This is a genomic window from Nitrosospira sp. Nsp13 (genome assembly GCF_900101945.1).
Lineage (GTDB): Bacteria > Pseudomonadota > Gammaproteobacteria > Burkholderiales > Nitrosomonadaceae > Nitrosospira > Nitrosospira multiformis_D.
The window spans coordinates 173,707-189,081 of the sequence record NZ_FMVD01000001.1; the positions used below are offsets into that span (position 1 = coordinate 173,707).

The 15,375-nt window shown below is 56.8% G+C and carries 17 protein-coding genes; 14 read left to right on the forward strand and 3 right to left on the reverse strand.

The genetic code is table 11. From position 1 onward, the window contains the following. Positions 1-26: 26 nt before the first annotated feature. The 6 genes from flhA (at position 27) to motD (ending at position 7,578) form a co-directional block, all read left to right on the forward strand. Complete coding sequence (gene flhA / locus BLO43_RS00815) at positions 27-2,105, forward strand: flagellar biosynthesis protein FlhA (protein ID WP_090905146.1); 2,079 nt, start codon at positions 27-29, stop codon at positions 2,103-2,105. Then, complete coding sequence (gene flhF / locus BLO43_RS00820) at positions 2,102-3,892, forward strand: flagellar biosynthesis GTPase FlhF (protein WP_254773256.1); 1,791 nt, start codon at positions 2,102-2,104, stop codon at positions 3,890-3,892. Before flhA ends, flhF begins: the two co-directional genes overlap by 4 nt. Beyond that, positions 3,885-4,928, forward strand: a complete 1,044-nt coding sequence (locus BLO43_RS00825) for a MinD/ParA family ATP-binding protein (protein WP_175443808.1) — start codon at positions 3,885-3,887, stop codon at positions 4,926-4,928. Before flhF ends, BLO43_RS00825 begins: the two co-directional genes overlap by 8 nt. Continuing rightward, positions 4,921-5,649 (forward strand): RNA polymerase sigma factor FliA, encoded by a 729-nt coding sequence (locus BLO43_RS00830; RefSeq protein WP_090905150.1) that lies wholly within the window; start codon positions 4,921-4,923, stop codon positions 5,647-5,649. Before BLO43_RS00825 ends, BLO43_RS00830 begins: the two co-directional genes overlap by 8 nt. Next, entirely contained in the window at positions 5,631-6,371 is a 741-nt protein-coding gene (locus BLO43_RS00835) for a flagellar motor protein (RefSeq protein WP_090905152.1), read from the forward strand. The genes BLO43_RS00830 and BLO43_RS00835 overlap by 19 nt, the downstream gene beginning before the upstream one ends. A 352-nt stretch (positions 6,372-6,723) precedes the next feature. Then, complete coding sequence (motD, locus tag BLO43_RS00845; protein ID WP_090905156.1) at positions 6,724-7,578, forward strand: flagellar motor protein MotD; 855 nt, start codon at positions 6,724-6,726, stop codon at positions 7,576-7,578. A gap of 367 nt (positions 7,579-7,945) precedes the next feature. On the opposite strand, the gene BLO43_RS00850 is transcribed toward motD, so the two are convergent. From BLO43_RS00850 to flgA, 3 genes are all read right to left on the reverse strand, one after another. Then, positions 7,946-8,419 carry a flagella synthesis protein FlgN gene (locus BLO43_RS00850; RefSeq protein WP_074632054.1) on the reverse strand — a complete coding sequence of 158 codons (474 nt, stop codon included), beginning with the start codon at positions 8,417-8,419 and terminating at the stop codon, positions 7,946-7,948. A gap of 1 nt (position 8,420) precedes the next feature. Continuing rightward, complete coding sequence (gene flgM, locus BLO43_RS00855) at positions 8,421-8,714, reverse strand: flagellar biosynthesis anti-sigma factor FlgM (protein ID WP_090905158.1); 294 nt, start codon at positions 8,712-8,714, stop codon at positions 8,421-8,423. A 156-nt stretch (positions 8,715-8,870) separates the two neighbouring features. Further along, positions 8,871-9,587 (reverse strand): flagellar basal body P-ring formation chaperone FlgA, encoded by a 717-nt coding sequence (gene flgA / locus BLO43_RS00860; protein ID WP_090905160.1) that lies wholly within the window; start codon positions 9,585-9,587, stop codon positions 8,871-8,873. 44 nt (positions 9,588-9,631) lie between these two features. Between flgA and BLO43_RS16270 the strand changes: the two genes are divergently transcribed. The 8 genes from BLO43_RS16270 to BLO43_RS00900 all read left to right on the forward strand — a co-directional run bounded on the left by BLO43_RS16270 (position 9,632) and on the right by BLO43_RS00900 (position 15,321). Then, the gene (locus BLO43_RS16270; RefSeq protein WP_139149204.1) at positions 9,632-9,820 is read left to right on the forward strand and encodes a hypothetical protein; all 189 of its coding nucleotides are present in this window, start codon (positions 9,632-9,634) and stop codon (positions 9,818-9,820) included. 104 nt (positions 9,821-9,924) lie between these two features. Next, positions 9,925-10,332 (forward strand): flagellar basal body rod protein FlgB, encoded by a 408-nt coding sequence (gene flgB, locus BLO43_RS00870; protein ID WP_074632058.1) that lies wholly within the window; start codon positions 9,925-9,927, stop codon positions 10,330-10,332. A gap of 13 nt (positions 10,333-10,345) precedes the next feature. Next, positions 10,346-10,774, forward strand: coding sequence for a flagellar basal body rod protein FlgC (gene flgC, locus BLO43_RS00875; protein ID WP_074632059.1), 429 nt, complete (start codon positions 10,346-10,348; stop codon positions 10,772-10,774). A gap of 11 nt (positions 10,775-10,785) precedes the next feature. Then, entirely contained in the window at positions 10,786-11,454 is a 669-nt protein-coding gene (locus BLO43_RS00880; RefSeq protein ID WP_090905163.1) for a flagellar hook assembly protein FlgD, read from the forward strand. 105 nt (positions 11,455-11,559) lie between these two features. Further along, positions 11,560-12,774 (forward strand): flagellar hook protein FlgE, encoded by a 1,215-nt coding sequence (flgE, locus tag BLO43_RS00885; protein WP_090905164.1) that lies wholly within the window; start codon positions 11,560-11,562, stop codon positions 12,772-12,774. Positions 12,775-12,845: 71 nt separating this feature from the next. Further along, a complete protein-coding gene (gene flgF / locus BLO43_RS00890; protein ID WP_074632062.1) occupies positions 12,846-13,592 on the forward strand; it encodes a flagellar basal-body rod protein FlgF in 747 nt (248 codons plus the stop codon). A 190-nt stretch (positions 13,593-13,782) separates the two neighbouring features. Beyond that, positions 13,783-14,568, forward strand: coding sequence for a flagellar basal-body rod protein FlgG (flgG, locus tag BLO43_RS00895; RefSeq protein WP_090905166.1), 786 nt, complete (start codon positions 13,783-13,785; stop codon positions 14,566-14,568). Positions 14,569-14,619: 51 nt separating this feature from the next. Beyond that, entirely contained in the window at positions 14,620-15,321 is a 702-nt protein-coding gene (locus tag BLO43_RS00900) for a flagellar basal body L-ring protein FlgH (protein WP_254773257.1), read from the forward strand. Positions 15,322-15,375: the final 54 nt, after the last annotated feature.

Consider the following 15,375-nt stretch of genomic DNA (forward strand, 5'->3'; position numbering starts at 1 on the left):
CCATCCGAGAAAGACCTGACCATTCCATGAACATGATCGCCAAATTCAACCACATATTCAGCGGTGTAAACGCTCGCAGCCTGACCGGCCCGTTACTGATACTCATGATTCTCGGCATGATGGTGTTGCCGCTACCGGCTTTTGTGCTGGACATGATGTTTACTTTCAATATCGCGCTCTCCATCATGGTATTGCTGGTCAGTATTCATACGCACAAGCCATTGGAGTTCGCGGTATTCCCGACGGTGCTATTGCTCACGACCTTATTGCGGTTGTCGCTGAATGTGGCTTCAACCCGCATTGTGCTGATGGAGGGCCATACCGGCCCGGATGCGGCCGGTAAGGTGATCGAGGCATTCGGTCACTATCTGGTGGGAGGCAACTACGCGGTAGGCATTGTTGTGTTTATTATCCTGGTGGTGATCAACTTCATCGTGATCACCAAAGGCGCCGGCCGCATTGCGGAAGTCGCTGCGCGCTTTACACTGGATGCGATGCCAGGCAAGCAAATGGCGATCGATGCCGATTTGAACGCCGGTCTGCTGGGCGAGGAGGAGGCGGGCAAGCGCCGTACCGCTATCGCTCAGGAAGCGGAATTCTACGGGTCGATGGATGGCGCCAGCAAGTTCGTTCGCGGCGACGCGATAGCGGGCATCCTGATTCTCTTCATCAATGTGATCGGCGGCTTGCTTGTCGGTGTACTTCAGCACGACCTGGATATGGCCACCGCTGCCAAGACCTATACGCTGCTCGCCATCGGGGATGGTCTGGTGGCGCAGATCCCTGCGCTCATCATCTCCACCGCAGCGGGCCTGGTAGTGAGCCGCGTCGGCACGGATGAGGATATCAGCGGCCAGCTCGTGAGCCAGCTTTTTTCCAGGCCGCAGGTACTGGTCCTGACCGCCGCCATCATCGGCCTCATGGGCCTGATACCCGGCATGCCGCACATTGCCTTCCTGTTGCTGGCCGCTGTGCTGGGCGGTGGCGCGTACATGATGACTCAGCGCGAGAAGCGGGCCGCAGGGCGAGTGGCGGTTGCACCTGCCGCACAGCCTGAAGTCCAGGACGCGAGCTGGGACGATGTAACGCCGGTCGACGTTCTGGGGCTTGAGGTGGGCTACCGGCTGATCTCACTGGTGGACAGGGCACAGGACGGGGAACTCCTGCGACGGATCAAGGGCGTACGCAAGAAGTTCGCGCAGGAGATCGGATATCTGCCGCCATCGGTACACATTCGCGACAACCTGGAGCTGCGCCCCAATGCTTATCGCATTACCCTCAAAGGCGTTGCGATCGGTGCCGGCGAGGTCAACGTGAGCCAATACCTGGCAATCAATCCCGGCGGCGTCTCCGGCACCTTGCCGGGACTCGCCACCAGCGACCCCGCCTTTGGACTGCCGGCCATCTGGATCGAGGCCAGCCAGCGTGATCAGGCCCAGATAATGGGTTATACCGTGGTCGATCCCGGCACGGTCGTGGCGACTCATTTGAACCATTTGATGCATACCCATGCGGCGGAATTGCTTGGCCGCCTCGAAGTGCAGCAGTTACTCGACCGTATGGCGAAAGATTCACCCAAGCTGGTGGAGGATCTGACCCCCAAGCTCCTCCCGCTTTCCACCGTACAAAAGGTACTACAGAATCTGCTCGACGAGAGCGTCCATATTCGAGATATGCGGACCATCATCGATGCCATGGCTGAGCATGCCGCCCGGGTGCAAGACCCGCACGAATTGACGGCTTTGATTCGCATCGCCCTGGGTCGCGCGATTGTTCAGCAAATCTGGCCCCAGTCCGGCGAATTACAGGTCATGGCACTGGATGCCGGATTGGAAAGGCTGTTGACACAGGCGTTGCAAGCCAGCCCGAATAGCGCCGGCATTGAACCGGGGCTGGCCGATACCCTGATGCGTGAAGCCGCAGGTGCAAGTCAGCGCCAGGAGCAGGTAGGCCTCGTTCCGGTATTGCTGGTACCCGCGCCGCTGCGGACATTATTGGCACGCTTTCTGCGCAGGGCGCTTCCACAGCTCAAGATCCTGTCGCACGCTGAAGTACCTGATTCCAGCAACATTAAAGTTACCTCTATTCTGGGAGCAAGAGCATGAGCATTAAACGATTTTTCGCAAAAACGACGCGTGATGCATTGCATATGGTGCGCGATGCGCTCGGGCCCGATGGGGCGATTATTTCTAATCGCGCGGTGGATGGGGGCATTGAAATACTGGCAATGGGCCCCGACGATATTACGGCACTGATGCCGCCGTCTGTAGCGGATGGGATTGAAGGTGCTTCAACTCCGGGCAATGGAGCGCGGGAAGTCGAGTTGCTCAGCGAACCGCTAATCGAACCGCTGAATCAGGCGCGGGACATGGACCCCGCTGTCACAGGAAAGTTTGCTGAACGTGGAGTGCCGACCGATGCCGGAGTCAAAGATTTGCCGCGGCTTCATTTCCCCGTTTTTGACGGGAACCAGGAGCAGCAAGCCGAACGCTGGATCATTCCGGATCTTTCGGCTGAATCCCGTCAAACGAAAAGCCGGACGCTGTCCGGAGTGCATGAGGCGAAGGCGAAACCGGATTTCGTCAACGGAGACGATCATGGGCAGTCTACTATAGGGTCTCGCAGCTGGGCAGACACATCAATGGAGCGGATAGTGGGCCGGATAACGGGTGGGCGGGAGCTGGAGGATCTGCCAGCTCCGGAATCCGGGACCCCTCGCAAAAAACGGCGTGCCGCAATCAATCCACGCGAAAAATCCAGCCCGGGGACTCAAGTTACCCGAGCTACCCGAGCAGCTCCGGTTCCTGCAAAAAAAACATCACCCGTATTTGATCCCCGTCAGATCGCTGACGAGGTTGCCGCAAGCGTACTCAGCGAAATCCAGTCGATGCGCGGCACTCTGGAACAACAATTGGCCGCACTGAGCTGGAACGAACAACAACGGCGTTATCCCATACGCGGGCAAGTGTTGCGTCAGCTGTTGGCGGCAGGCTTTAGCGCCTCCCTTGCACATGATTTGCTGGATCGGTTGCCCGTAGGACAACTTACGGGACAACCCACGGAACAATTCGCGGAACCCACCACGGGTCAGGAAGGACAGCGGACGGAGAAGCGCGAGAAAGATGCGATGAACTGGGTAAAGACGGTATTGGCAGGCAATCTTCCAACGATTGGCAACGAGAACGAAATGCTTGAAAAAGGTGGTGTTTACGCGCTGGTGGGGCCAACCGGTGTGGGTAAGACCACTACCACGGCCAAGCTTGCAGCGCGTTGTGTCGTGCGCCATGGGTCGGACAAGCTGGCGTTGCTGACGACGGATGGTTATCGGATCGGCGGGCACGAGCAACTGCGCATCTACGGCAAGATTCTGGGCGTCTCGGTCTACGCGGTGAAAGATGCCCAGGACCTGACTCTTGCCCTGGCGGAGCTGCGAGGCAAACATATGGTACTGATAGACACGGTGGGGATGGGTCAGCGCGACAAGATGGTAACCGAGCAGGTGGCAATGCTGGCTGGATGCGGTACCGGGATCAAACGTTTGCTGTTACTCAATGCGGCATCCAGTGGGGACACGCTGAACGAAGTGGTTCACGCCTATCAGGGCGATGGCCTGGCGGGAGCCATTATCACCAAACTGGACGAAGCGGTTACCACGGGTTGCGTGCTTGACACGGCGATCCGCCATCAGTTGCCGCTTTACTATGTCGCTACCGGCCAGCGTGTTCCGGAGGATCTGCATCTGGCCGATTCCGCCCATCTGGTTGACAGCGCATTCAACAATCTACCCGTCGCATCCCCTTTTGCTGTGCCGGAGGATGCCTTGCCGATGCTCATGGCGGGTGTAAAGAGGGGTATGGCGAATCCGGATAGTAATGGAGCTTATTTTGGCTAATCCAACCGAAGACCAGGCCGAGGGATTGCGCCGCCTGCTGGCGCAGGACTCCCCGCATATCATAACCGTCATATCGGGCAGCGTGGGGGCGGGCAAGACAAGTACCGTAATCAATCTGGCGGCGGCCCTTGCGCGCAACGGCAAGGATGTGCTGGTGATCGACGAGAATGCAGGCGCTACCAATCTGGCTGGCACGCTGGGACTTAGCGCTCACCGCGACTTGCTGGACGTGATCCGGCGCGACAAAACGCTCGATGAAGTGATAATTTCCGGCCCCGATGGAATCCGTCTTTTGCCGGCGGGGCGCGGGATGCCGGTACTCGGGAAACTGGGTCTGCCTGATCAGACCCACCTGATCGATTGTTTCGACGGTTTTTCGCAGCCGATGGATGTCCTATTGATCGACGCCGCACCGGGCCGAGCCAGCCGGATGCTATCCCTTGCTCTTTCCGGCCATGAAATTGTGGTGGTGGTTTCGCCTGAACCGGCCTCGATTACCGCGGCGTATGCATTGATCAAGCATATCAGCGGTGACCATGGCATCCAGCGGTTCAGCGTGCTGCTCAACAGGACCGTCATCGAGACCGAAGCGCAGATGATATTTGACAACATGGCGGGAGTAGCGAGCCGCTACCTGGCGGTCTCGCTCGATTTCATGGGTTTTATCCCGCCCGACGACAAGCTCAGGCAATCGAACCGTCGCGGGCACTCGGTAATCGAAGCATTTCCGGCCGCCATTTCAGCGACGGCGTTCCGCCGCGCGGCGGAGGCGCTAACCCACGGGCCGCGCTGCGAGGGTGAAGGGAATGAAAGCAACGAAAAGGGACTGGGAGGCTTCATGCAATGCCTGATGCAGGGCAGTCAGAGCCAACGTCAGCATGCCAGCAATAATGGCGGTAATCAGGATGGTTCCATCAAACAAAGCGCCTCCAATCACCCCGTCAAGCAAGGTGATCGCAGCAGCCCGGTCAGGCAGATCAATCGTAATAACATAGCAGCTAAGGGTCCAAAGGGCCCGGTGGTGAGACATGTATAACGCGGCCGGGGTCATCGATAAGAAACAGTCACTGGCCGAGTTTGCGCCCCTGGTCAAACGCATCGCTAATCATATGATTGCCAAACTACCTCCTAGCGTGGAGGTGGATGACATGATCCAGGTAGGCATGATCGGCCTGATGGACGCACTGAGCCGTTATGAGGAAACCGTAGGCGCCCAGTTCGAAACGTATGCGGCGCAACGTATCCGCGGTGCGATGCTGGATGAACTGCGCCAAATGGATTGGCTGCCCCGGGGGGCGCGCAAAAGTATGCGCCAGATCGACGCGGCGGTTCATGCGTTGCAGCAACGTTCAGGCCGGGCCCCTACCGAGGCGGAGATAGCCAGCGAGCTCAAAGTGCCTGTCGCCGAGTACCAGCAGATGCTACTGGAAGGCCGGGGGACACAGCTTATCCATTACGAAGATTTTCTGGAAGATGGCGACGACGATTTTCTGGAGCGCAATTGTGCCGACAGCAGTGCCGACCCCCTGGCGAGCCTGCTGGACGACAATCTGCGGGAGGTGCTGATCGACGCGATTGCCAATCTCCCCGAGCGGGAGAAAACGCTGATGGGGTTGTACTATGAACAAGAGTTGAACTTCAAGGAGATCGGCGCGGTTCTCGGCGTGTCCGAATCCAGGGTATGTCAGATACATAATCAGGCGGTTTCGCGGCTGCGCGTCAAACTCAAGGAGTGTGCATGGACTTCAATAGCGTAATTGGTGTTGTCATTGCTTTAATCGCCGTCTTCGGCGGCCAGGTGCTGGAAGGCGGCCACCCCGGCTCGCTTCTCCAGCTTACAGCCTTTACGGTCGTGCTGGGGGGGACCCTGGGGGCGGTGCTGTTGCAGAGCCCTGTGCGTCAGTTTGTATTGGGCATGAAAATGAGCCGCTGGGTATTCGTTCCGCCGCTACTCGACGCTACCGCATTGGTGGAGCATATCGCAGCCTGGAGCACTACTGCGCGTAAAGAGGGATTGCTGGCGCTTGATCCGCATATTGCGGGTATCGACGACCCATTCGTGAAGAAAGGGCTGCAATTGGTGGTGGATGGCACCGAGCCGCGAGAATTGAAGCGGGTACTGGAAGTGGAGATCGAGACTTTCGACGATCTGCATCGCCAGGGGGCCAGAGTGTGGGAGGCGGCCGGCGGATATGCGCCGACTATAGGCATTCTGGGAGCGGTGATGGGACTTATCCAGGTGATGGAGAATCTTGCTGACCCGGCTCATCTGGGTGCCGGCATCGCGGTGGCATTCGTGGCGACCATTTATGGCGTGGGGCTGGCAAACCTGGCATTTCTACCCATTGCCAACAAGCTGAAATCGCTCATCGCGCGCCAGGTATTAATGCGGGAAATTCTCGTGGACGGGCTGGTGGGAATCGCCAATGGCGAGAACCCGAGACTGATTTCGGGTCGATTGAAAGGATATGTGGTGTAAGAAATGCATACGGTTTGCCATTGGGCTATTCGCGAACCAGAGTCCGAGCCCGAATTTCAACCTTGCGTTGCAAATACAGTTTTATGCAGGATAGTTGGGACGAAGCATAACCCGGAATATTTTCCACACAACAACGCGGCCACATTATGACAAAGTATCGGCGCAATTTCCTCAGGGGTGACAGAACTTTTTTCGACGCCATGCTCGCCGGCCGTAACCAAGGCCTGCTGGTAAACCATATTGCAGCCTTATGGGCATCATGGCGCAATGTTAATGCCGTCTATACATCCGGCATCGAATTGAAATCGCATAACCCGGGAATCGAGCTAAGAAACCTAAGGAAGCGATTACCTTGAAGCTCAGTATGCGGCGCGGTCATAGGCCGGAAGAGCAGGCAAACCACGAGCGCTGGCTGGTATCCTATGCGGACTTCATTACGTTGCTGCTCGCGGTTTTTGCGGTAATGTATGCGCTCTCCCAGGTAAATGAGGGCAAATATCGCGTGATGGCCGGTTCGCTCGTGAATACTATCGCCAAGGAACAGGGTCGCCGCGATAACCTGATCGTGGCACACGAGCCGGCTCCGCCGCCGATTGCACCGATCGACGACCTGGCGGCAAAAAGAGCAAGCCGCATTGGGGAAGCGCAGCTCCGGCAACAGGAAAAGATGCGCATCATCGCCCGCGATATCATGGCGGCATTCGCCCCGCTTGTGAAAGACGGGCAAGTGCGGATGACCCAAAGCGAGCGCGGTGTTCGTGTGGAGATCAACGCCAGTGCGCTGTTCCCGCTTGGCGAGGCGACGCTGCAGGGAGATTCCATCAAGGCGCTTAACGCCGTGGGACAAGTGCTACGGAACGGCGAACATGCGATTCACGTGGAAGGGCATACCGATGACATACCGATCATCACTCCAAAATTCCCTTCCAACTGGGAACTATCGGCGGTGCGTGCCAGCAGCGTGGTGCGATTGCTGATTGAAAACGGCGTTCAGGCAACAAGGCTTACGGCGGTGGGCTATGGTGAAAACCGTCCCGTGGAATCGAATGACAGCGAAGAAGGCCGCGCACGCAACCGGCGCGTCACGCTGATGATCTTGTCGAGCTTGCCTGATGTTTCATCCGATAGCTTTTCTGATACCGAAGATTTACCCGCTGCTGCCGCGCCTGATTCTGCATCCGATCCTTTAGCGGGTACCTCAGCTTGATCGATTAACCTAAATTTCAGTAGCGTTGGTTTAGGGCCTGTTAACACTTATTTTGTACCTGCGACGGCGACGGATTTCTCCAGCACGAGGCATGAGCCGCGCGGCGGAGCGGGCCTCCATAAGCGGCGAGTAACGAAGGGCTGGATGAAATCCGTCCCGTCCCTTCGGGTTGCGCACAAAAAACGCGGATGCCGCGTTGCAAAGCTTGGCCATAGGCTCACTATGGCCTGCGCTTCGCGCCTTGCCTCCGCATTTTTTATGTAGCAACGTGGGTGCGAAATAAGTGTTAACAGGCCCCAGTCAGAGCCAGCGATTCCCGGAAGCAGGCGGAAATAGTCCTGGACATGGGGGAAATGCGGAGAGTGGGTCAGCCTTCGCCGAGCTGGCGTCCGCCGGAGAAAAGTGTGGGCTGCCCATCCGCGCCGTACAGACCGGCACTACGGGTTGCGGCTTGCAGCACCGAGAGTGCCTGCTGGTTATAGCGCAGACGCTGACCGATGAGAATGCCATTGATTTTATTAAGCTGGCTGGCGGTTTCCGCCAGTTGAAGCAGCTCCCGCCAGGCATCGGCGGCACCCGGACTATCGCAGCTTTGTAATCCCTGTTCCATGCCATTGCGATCCCGCGTATAGCCGAGTGTGACAAGCCAGCGGTTGCGTACATCGGCCAGCCGAATCAGCTGCTGCGCTTGCTGCGCTTTTTCCTTTGCCAGCGTCAGCAGTGAAGAAACGTCCGCCTGGCGCAACGCGCGCTGCTCCCGCTCCAGGAGGTCAATGAAATTTTGCGTCTCATCACGCTCGCAGGTAATAGCGGCGAGTGGATCAAAGACCATAGCTTGCATGTCAGGTCCGCCTGGTCTGGATCAGGTCGCGCACCGTTTCCAGCAGACGATCCGCGACTTTCTCAGGATTCACGACGAAATGACCTTGGCTGATTGCCTGCTTGATTTCTTCGACTCGCGCGGCGTCGAATACTTCGCCATTGGCGAGGTTTTTCTCGATACTCCGCAGTTGCGTACTTAACTGAACACTATCATTCGAATTTGCGACATCCTCGGTTCTTTGCCCGGTCTTGCCGGGGCGTGCCTGCGTATCGCTTAGTGATACGGTAGTCTGGATGGAATTGTCAATTTTCATGGTATATCTCCTACGGTTGACCATAAATAGTTTAACGGCGGCTTGGCGGAAAACTTGAGGTTAATCCAGATTAAGAATGATTTGAATAGGCTGTAAACAGCCTTTTCAGGAGAAAGCTGTCTCATCACTTTCAACCGGGCTCCCGCAGTAACCGCCTTAGTAGCTTACTTCCACTACCGCACCGGGGCGAGCGATCCCGCTCACAACGGGACCCGACGCGCTTCGAACCTGTACCAACTGTCCATCCAGCGCGTTGCCGAGGGCCCTGCCTTCCGCGCTCACACTGAATCCACGTCCATTCGAAACCAGTTTCACGCTCTGGTTTACCATCACGGCTGCCTGTGCACGCAGCATATCCTGGCGCAACGGACTGCCGAACGGGATGCTGCCGGCCATTGTCCTGCCGAAAGCCTGGTTAACGTCGGTTACGATGCCGGGCGGCAGTTGGGTCAGGTCTCCCCTGCGAATTGTCACATCCGCGGCGGTGAGCATCTGTCCATGCGTCAACGGTCTGGCGCTGACCACATAATCAGCTACTACCTTCACGGTGGCACGTACGTAAACGGTCCAAGGGTGCGGCACGGCACAATTTACTATCACGGTCGTGTTGCCCCATGGGCGGCTGCCAGGCGGCAATGCTGGCTCAAGGGCCGCGCAGGCCGGAAGATTGACCCGTGCATCCACCGCGCCGGGCGTGATTTCCACTTGCCCCGGCAAACCCGCCGACTGGGTGCGCAGGAAGTGTGCGACCGCTTCCTGTATAAGGCGCGGGTCTTGCTTCCCGCTGGTTGATGCCAACGCCGGCTTTGATCCGGAAAAAATAGCAATCAGAGCCAGGCAGAACGATAACCGCCGCAAATACGTGATATGCATGATGGGGTTCCTCCAATAATGTTTTCCGGATCGGTGAGCCGAGAATGAGGGCCATTCTAGCCTGCACCCGCCGCAAGCAGCGGCCGGAAATGAAGCCGGTTTCGCTCGCTATTCGTTGGATTGCCCGGATGCGGCTTCACTATCATATTGTCATCATCGGCCTGGAACCGGCGAAGGACCGGGGAACGGATGCAGCTCATTGGTGGATACAGAGTTTCAAAGCCCGGATATAAGGGAATTTTGCCTCGCTGCTTGGCCATTTGAATGAAATCGCCATGCAATACCATGCTTATGCAGCATTTAACGGCAAGAGAATGCACGACTTGAGGAGATTTTTATGATTGACAAGCTTGATACGGCATTTCGTTTTTATCAGGACTCCGCCAATTTGCGAGCCCACCGTCAGCAATTGATCGCTTCCAACATCGCCAACGCGGATACACCGGGCTACAAGGCGCGTGACATTGACTTTAAAGCCACACTACAGGGTGCGCTGACGGGTAGTGGAGCAGTGACGCTGGCCACTAGCGCAGCCCATCATATTGCCCCCGACACCAGTAGCGCATCGGGTGGCGGCGGCGCGCCCTTGCTGTACCGGAGCGTCGTGCAGGGCAGTGTGGATGGCAATACGGTCGATATGGACGTGGAGCGAAGCCAGTTTGCCGACAACGCGATCCACTATGAAGCCAACCTGACGTTTATCGGCAACCAGATCAAAATGATGCTGGCTGCCATTCAGAGCTAAGGAGAAACATACCATGTCACTGTTCAATATATTTACCGTTGCCGGCTCGGCGATGACGGCCCAGAACCAGCGTCTCAATGTGGTTGCGAGCAATCTGGCCAATGCCGATAGCGCGGTGAGTTCCAACGGCCAGCCTTACAAGGCCAAGCAGGTGGTATTCGTAAGTACCCAGCCCGCGGGGGGGGCCGAAGCGGGCAGCTCCGCCAGTAGCGTCAATGGTGTCAGGGTGGGGAGGGTGATCGAGGATCAGTCGCCGATGAGAATGGTGCACGAGCCCAGCCATCCGCTGGCCAACAAAGAGGGCTTCGTGGCCATGCCCAATGTGAATGTAGTGGAAGAGATGGTCGATATGATTTCAGCTTCGCGCTCATACCAGAACAACGTGGACATGATGAATACCGCCAAGACACTGTTGTTGAAAACTTTAACCATCGGACAATAAGGAGAATCACCATGAGTTCTGTTCAAGATGCCGGACCTGCTTCCAATCTATTTACGTCGTATAACACCAAGAATGCTGCGAAGCCAGCTGCAGAAGATCCGCAGGACCGGTTCCTCAAGCTATTGGTCACTCAAATGAAGAACCAGGATCCTCTAAACCCTCTCGATAATGCTCAAGTGACTACCCAGCTTGCGCAAATCAGCACCGTAAACGGTATCGAGAAGCTAAACGCCACGCTGCAAGGCATGGCAAGCGGCATTACCGCAGGACAATCCCTGCAGGCTGCGAACATGATCGGACATGCCGTTCTCGTACCCGGTTCAGCATTGCAACTGGCGGGCGGCGGCGGTGTATTCGGTGTTGATCTGGCTCAGCCCGCGGACAATGTAAAAGTGACCATATACGATAGCGCCGGCCAAGCGGTACGGGTCATGGATCTGGGTGCGCAAGTAGCCGGGCCGCTAACCTCGCAGTGGGATGGCATGTCTGATAACGGCACGCCCGTAGCTGACGGCAACTACACCATGAGCGTCAGCGCATTACGCGGCGATCAGAAGGTTGATGCGCAAACGCTCGCGTTTGGTACCGTCCAGGGTGTGTCCCAGGGAAGCCGGGGTATTCAGCTGAACGTGGGGGGCGTGGGATCGGCGAGCCTGGCGGATGTCAAACAGATTTTTTAAACAGGGTATTTCCGAATATTCGCAGGAGCGCCGGAGAAGTATTAACCCGATTTGTCTTCCCTCCCTGTTTCCCAGGGTGAAACGACCTTTACTAAGGAGTGCATCATGAGTTTTCAGCAAGGTTTGAGTGGTCTGAACGCAGCAGCAAGGAACCTGGATGTCATCGGCAACAACGTCGCCAACACCAATACGGTGGGTTTCAAGCAGTCGCAAGCGCAGTTTGCCGACGTTTACGCCAATTCGTTGTCGAACGGAACTCAGCCGGGTCTTGGTGTCAAGGTGGCCGCGGTTGCGCAGCAATTCAGCCAGGGCGGCATTACTGCTTCCAACAACTCACTGGATATCGCGATCAGTGGCAACGGCTTCTATCGTCTGAGCGACCAAGGCTCCATCAGCTACTCGCGCAACGGTCAGTTTCATCCGGACAAGGACGGATACATTGTCAACAGCAGCGGTCTGCGTCTCACCGGATATACGGCGGATGCCGCCGGCCAGATTAATGCGGGTGCACCATCCGATATTCAGATTTCCACGGCTGATTTACCGCCGCGCGCAACTACTTCGGTGAATACCCTGGTTAATCTTGATTCGCGCGAAGCAGCGCTGAGTTCCGCTGCCTTCGATCCGGCCGATTCAACCACTTACCACAGTTTTATCCCCATGCCGATTCACGACAGTCTGGGTAACTCGAGCACGGTGTCGACTTATTTCGTCAAGACTGCCGCCAATAGCTGGGATGTGTTTGCCTCCAGCGAAGGAACGCTGCTCAATGGTGGGGCACCGCTGGGTGCACTGAATTTTCTGTCTACCGGCGGCCTTGATCCGTCAAGCTCCGCAATATTCAGTGTGACGAAGCCCGTGACCACCGGTGCGGACTCGGTGGTTTTCGATATGGATTTTACCGGCACGACACAGTTCGGCTCCAACTTCGGTGTCAACGCGCTGGCCGAGGACGGCTATGCCTCCGGCCGGTTGACCGGTTTTGATGTCGGTGCCGATGGCATGATCCGCGGCAGCTACTCCAGCGGCAAAATCTTAAACCTTGGGCAGGTTGTACTGGCTAATTTTTCCAATCCACAGGGCCTGCAGATACAGGGTGACAATGCCTGGACGGAGAGTTCGGCGTCTGGCGCCCCCCTGGTGGGCGCGCCGAACACGGGTGGCCTCGGGAGTTTGCAATCCGGCGCAGTAGAAGATTCGAACGTGGAGCTGACCTCCGAGCTGGTCAATATGATCACGGCGCAGCGAGTTTACCAAGCCAACGCCCAGACCATCAAAACGTATGACCAATTACTACAGACGTTGGTGAATCTGCGGTAATGAAATAACGAAAATGGGTGATGGATGACGCACCGCCCATTTCGGGCCATTATGAAATACAGGAGTAAAAAATGGATCGCATGATCTATACAGCGATGACCGGTGCCAAGCATACGATGGGGCAGCAGGCTGCCATGTCGAATAATCTGGCGAATGCGAATACCACCGGCTTCCGCGCAGAAACGAGCGTGTTGCGCGCGGTCCCAGTTTTCAGCGAAGCCCTCGCGACCCGGGCATTTGTGGTGGATTCAAGTGCGGGCGCGGATTTTCGTCCGGGTACCGTACAGCAAACAGGGCGCGACCTCGATGTGGCGGTAGAGGGACGGGGATGGATCGCCGTGCGGCTGGAAGACGGCAGCGAGGCCTATACCCGCAACGGCAGCCTGCACGTCAGCGCCAATGGGGTATTGCAGACGCGTGACGGTCTGAATATACAGGGTGATGGCGGCGCGATTGCCATCCCTCCCGGCTCGACCATCACGATTGCGAAAGATGGGACCGTTTCCACCGTGGCCATTCGTCCGGGATCGAACGAGTCGAATGTCGTGCTGACAGCCGGTCGCATCAAGCTGGTCAATCCACCCGAAGCCCAGCTTACACGTGGTGCGGATGGCCTGTTCCGGCTTGCCGGCGGCGTGGCGAATGAGGATGCCAATGTCACTCTCATCAACGGCGCTCTGGAAGGGAGCAATGTCAACGTCGTGGAGGCGCTGGTTGACATGATTTCGCTGTCCCGCCAGTTCGAGACGCACATGAAATTGTTGAAGAATGCCGAAGGCAACGCGCAGCGGGCGAGTAGCCTGCTCAACCTAAGTTAACCATCGATTGAAGCATGGGTTGAAGTGGGGCGGGTCAGAGTGAAACCGGAAAGTAAAAGGCAATTGTCCCTCTTTTTCAGGCACTGACTTTGCCCGCTCTGTCATAAGATGCCGCAAATGATTTTCCGTATAGCTTGACCTGGCAATGCCTAACTTTACCCCAGGATAGATTTACTCTCAGGAGATTTACATGATCCGCTCGTTATGGATTGCCAAAACCGGTCTCGATGCGCAGCAGACGCAGATGGACGTCATCGCCAATAATCTGGCCAATGTCAGCACCAATGGATTCAAGCGCTCACGCGCGGTTTTCGAAGACCTGCTCTATCAGACCTTGCGCCAGCCCGGTGCACAGTCGTCGCAGCAAACACAGCTGCCATCAGGCTTGCAGATCGGCACCGGTGTCAGGCCCGTCGCAACCGAACGCGTATTCACCCAAGGCAATTTGCAGCAAACCGGGAATTCGAAGGATGTTGCCATTCAGGGCCAGGGGTTCTTTCAGGTGCTGATGCCCGATGGCACTACCGCTTATACCCGGGATGGCTCGTTTCAATCCGATTCCCAGGGTCAACTCGTGACATCCAGCGGCTATCAGATTCAGCCGAACATCACCATTCCTGTCAATGCCCTCAGCATCACCATCGGCCGCGACGGCACTGTTTCGGTTACCCAGCCGGGCTCCAGCACGCCGGTTGAAGTCGGCTCTTTGCAACTGGCCACGTTCATCAACCCGGTCGGGTTGCAGAGTGTGGGTGAGAATTTCTATGTGGAAACCTTCTCCAGCGGCCCGCCCAACATCAATACACCCGGCATAGATGGCGCCGGGATGCTCAACCAGGGCTATGTGGAAACTTCCAACGTCAACGTGGTGGAGGAACTGGTCAATATGATCCAGACCCAGCGTGCTTACGAAATCAATAGTAAAGCAATTCAGACCTCGGATCAGATGCTTCAGCGTCTGTCCCAGATGTCATAAGCGATGACAGCGGTGAGAACAGCGATGTATCGGCAATATAAAGATAACCCGATGGCTGCATATACTTCCGGAAAGCGCAGTGGGCCACTTGTGTGGCATGGGATACCCATGGTCATTATGGTGCTTGCACTCTCCGGCTGCATAACCCTGCCCGCTCCCCAGGCGATCGTACAACAACCGATGTCCGCCCGTACGGGAGTGGGCGGCCCCCCGCCTGCCAATGGTGCCATTTTCCAGGCAGGTACGCATGATCGGCCGTTATTCGAGGATCGCCGTGCGCGCGTGGTAGGCGATACCCTGGTGATTGTTCTTAATGAGAGGACCAACGCAAGCAAGAAATCCGCCAGCAGCGCGAACAAGAGCAGCGGCATAAATTATGAAGTTCCACCCATGATATTCGGAGTGCCCATCACCAAGAATTTTGATTTAGGTGCGTCGACTACCAACGATTTCTCGGGTAAGGGCGAGGCAGCTTCCACCAATAATTTCACTGGTACGATCACTGTCACCGTGCTGGAAGTGCTGCCCAACCGCAACCTGGTGGTGAGCGGAGAAAAGCAACTGGCCATGACGCAGGGCACCGAATATATCCGTTTCTCCGGAGTGGTGCGTCCCGAAACGGTCATCAATAATACAGTATCATCGATCCAGGTAGCGGATGCAAAAATCGAGTACAAGGCCAACGGCTATATCGACGAGGTGCAGACCATGGGCTGGCTCTCGCGCTTTTTCCTGACCATATCACCGTTCTGAGCGAGGCTGATCATGCCGCATGACATACTTCATTCGCCACCGCGTACCGCGATT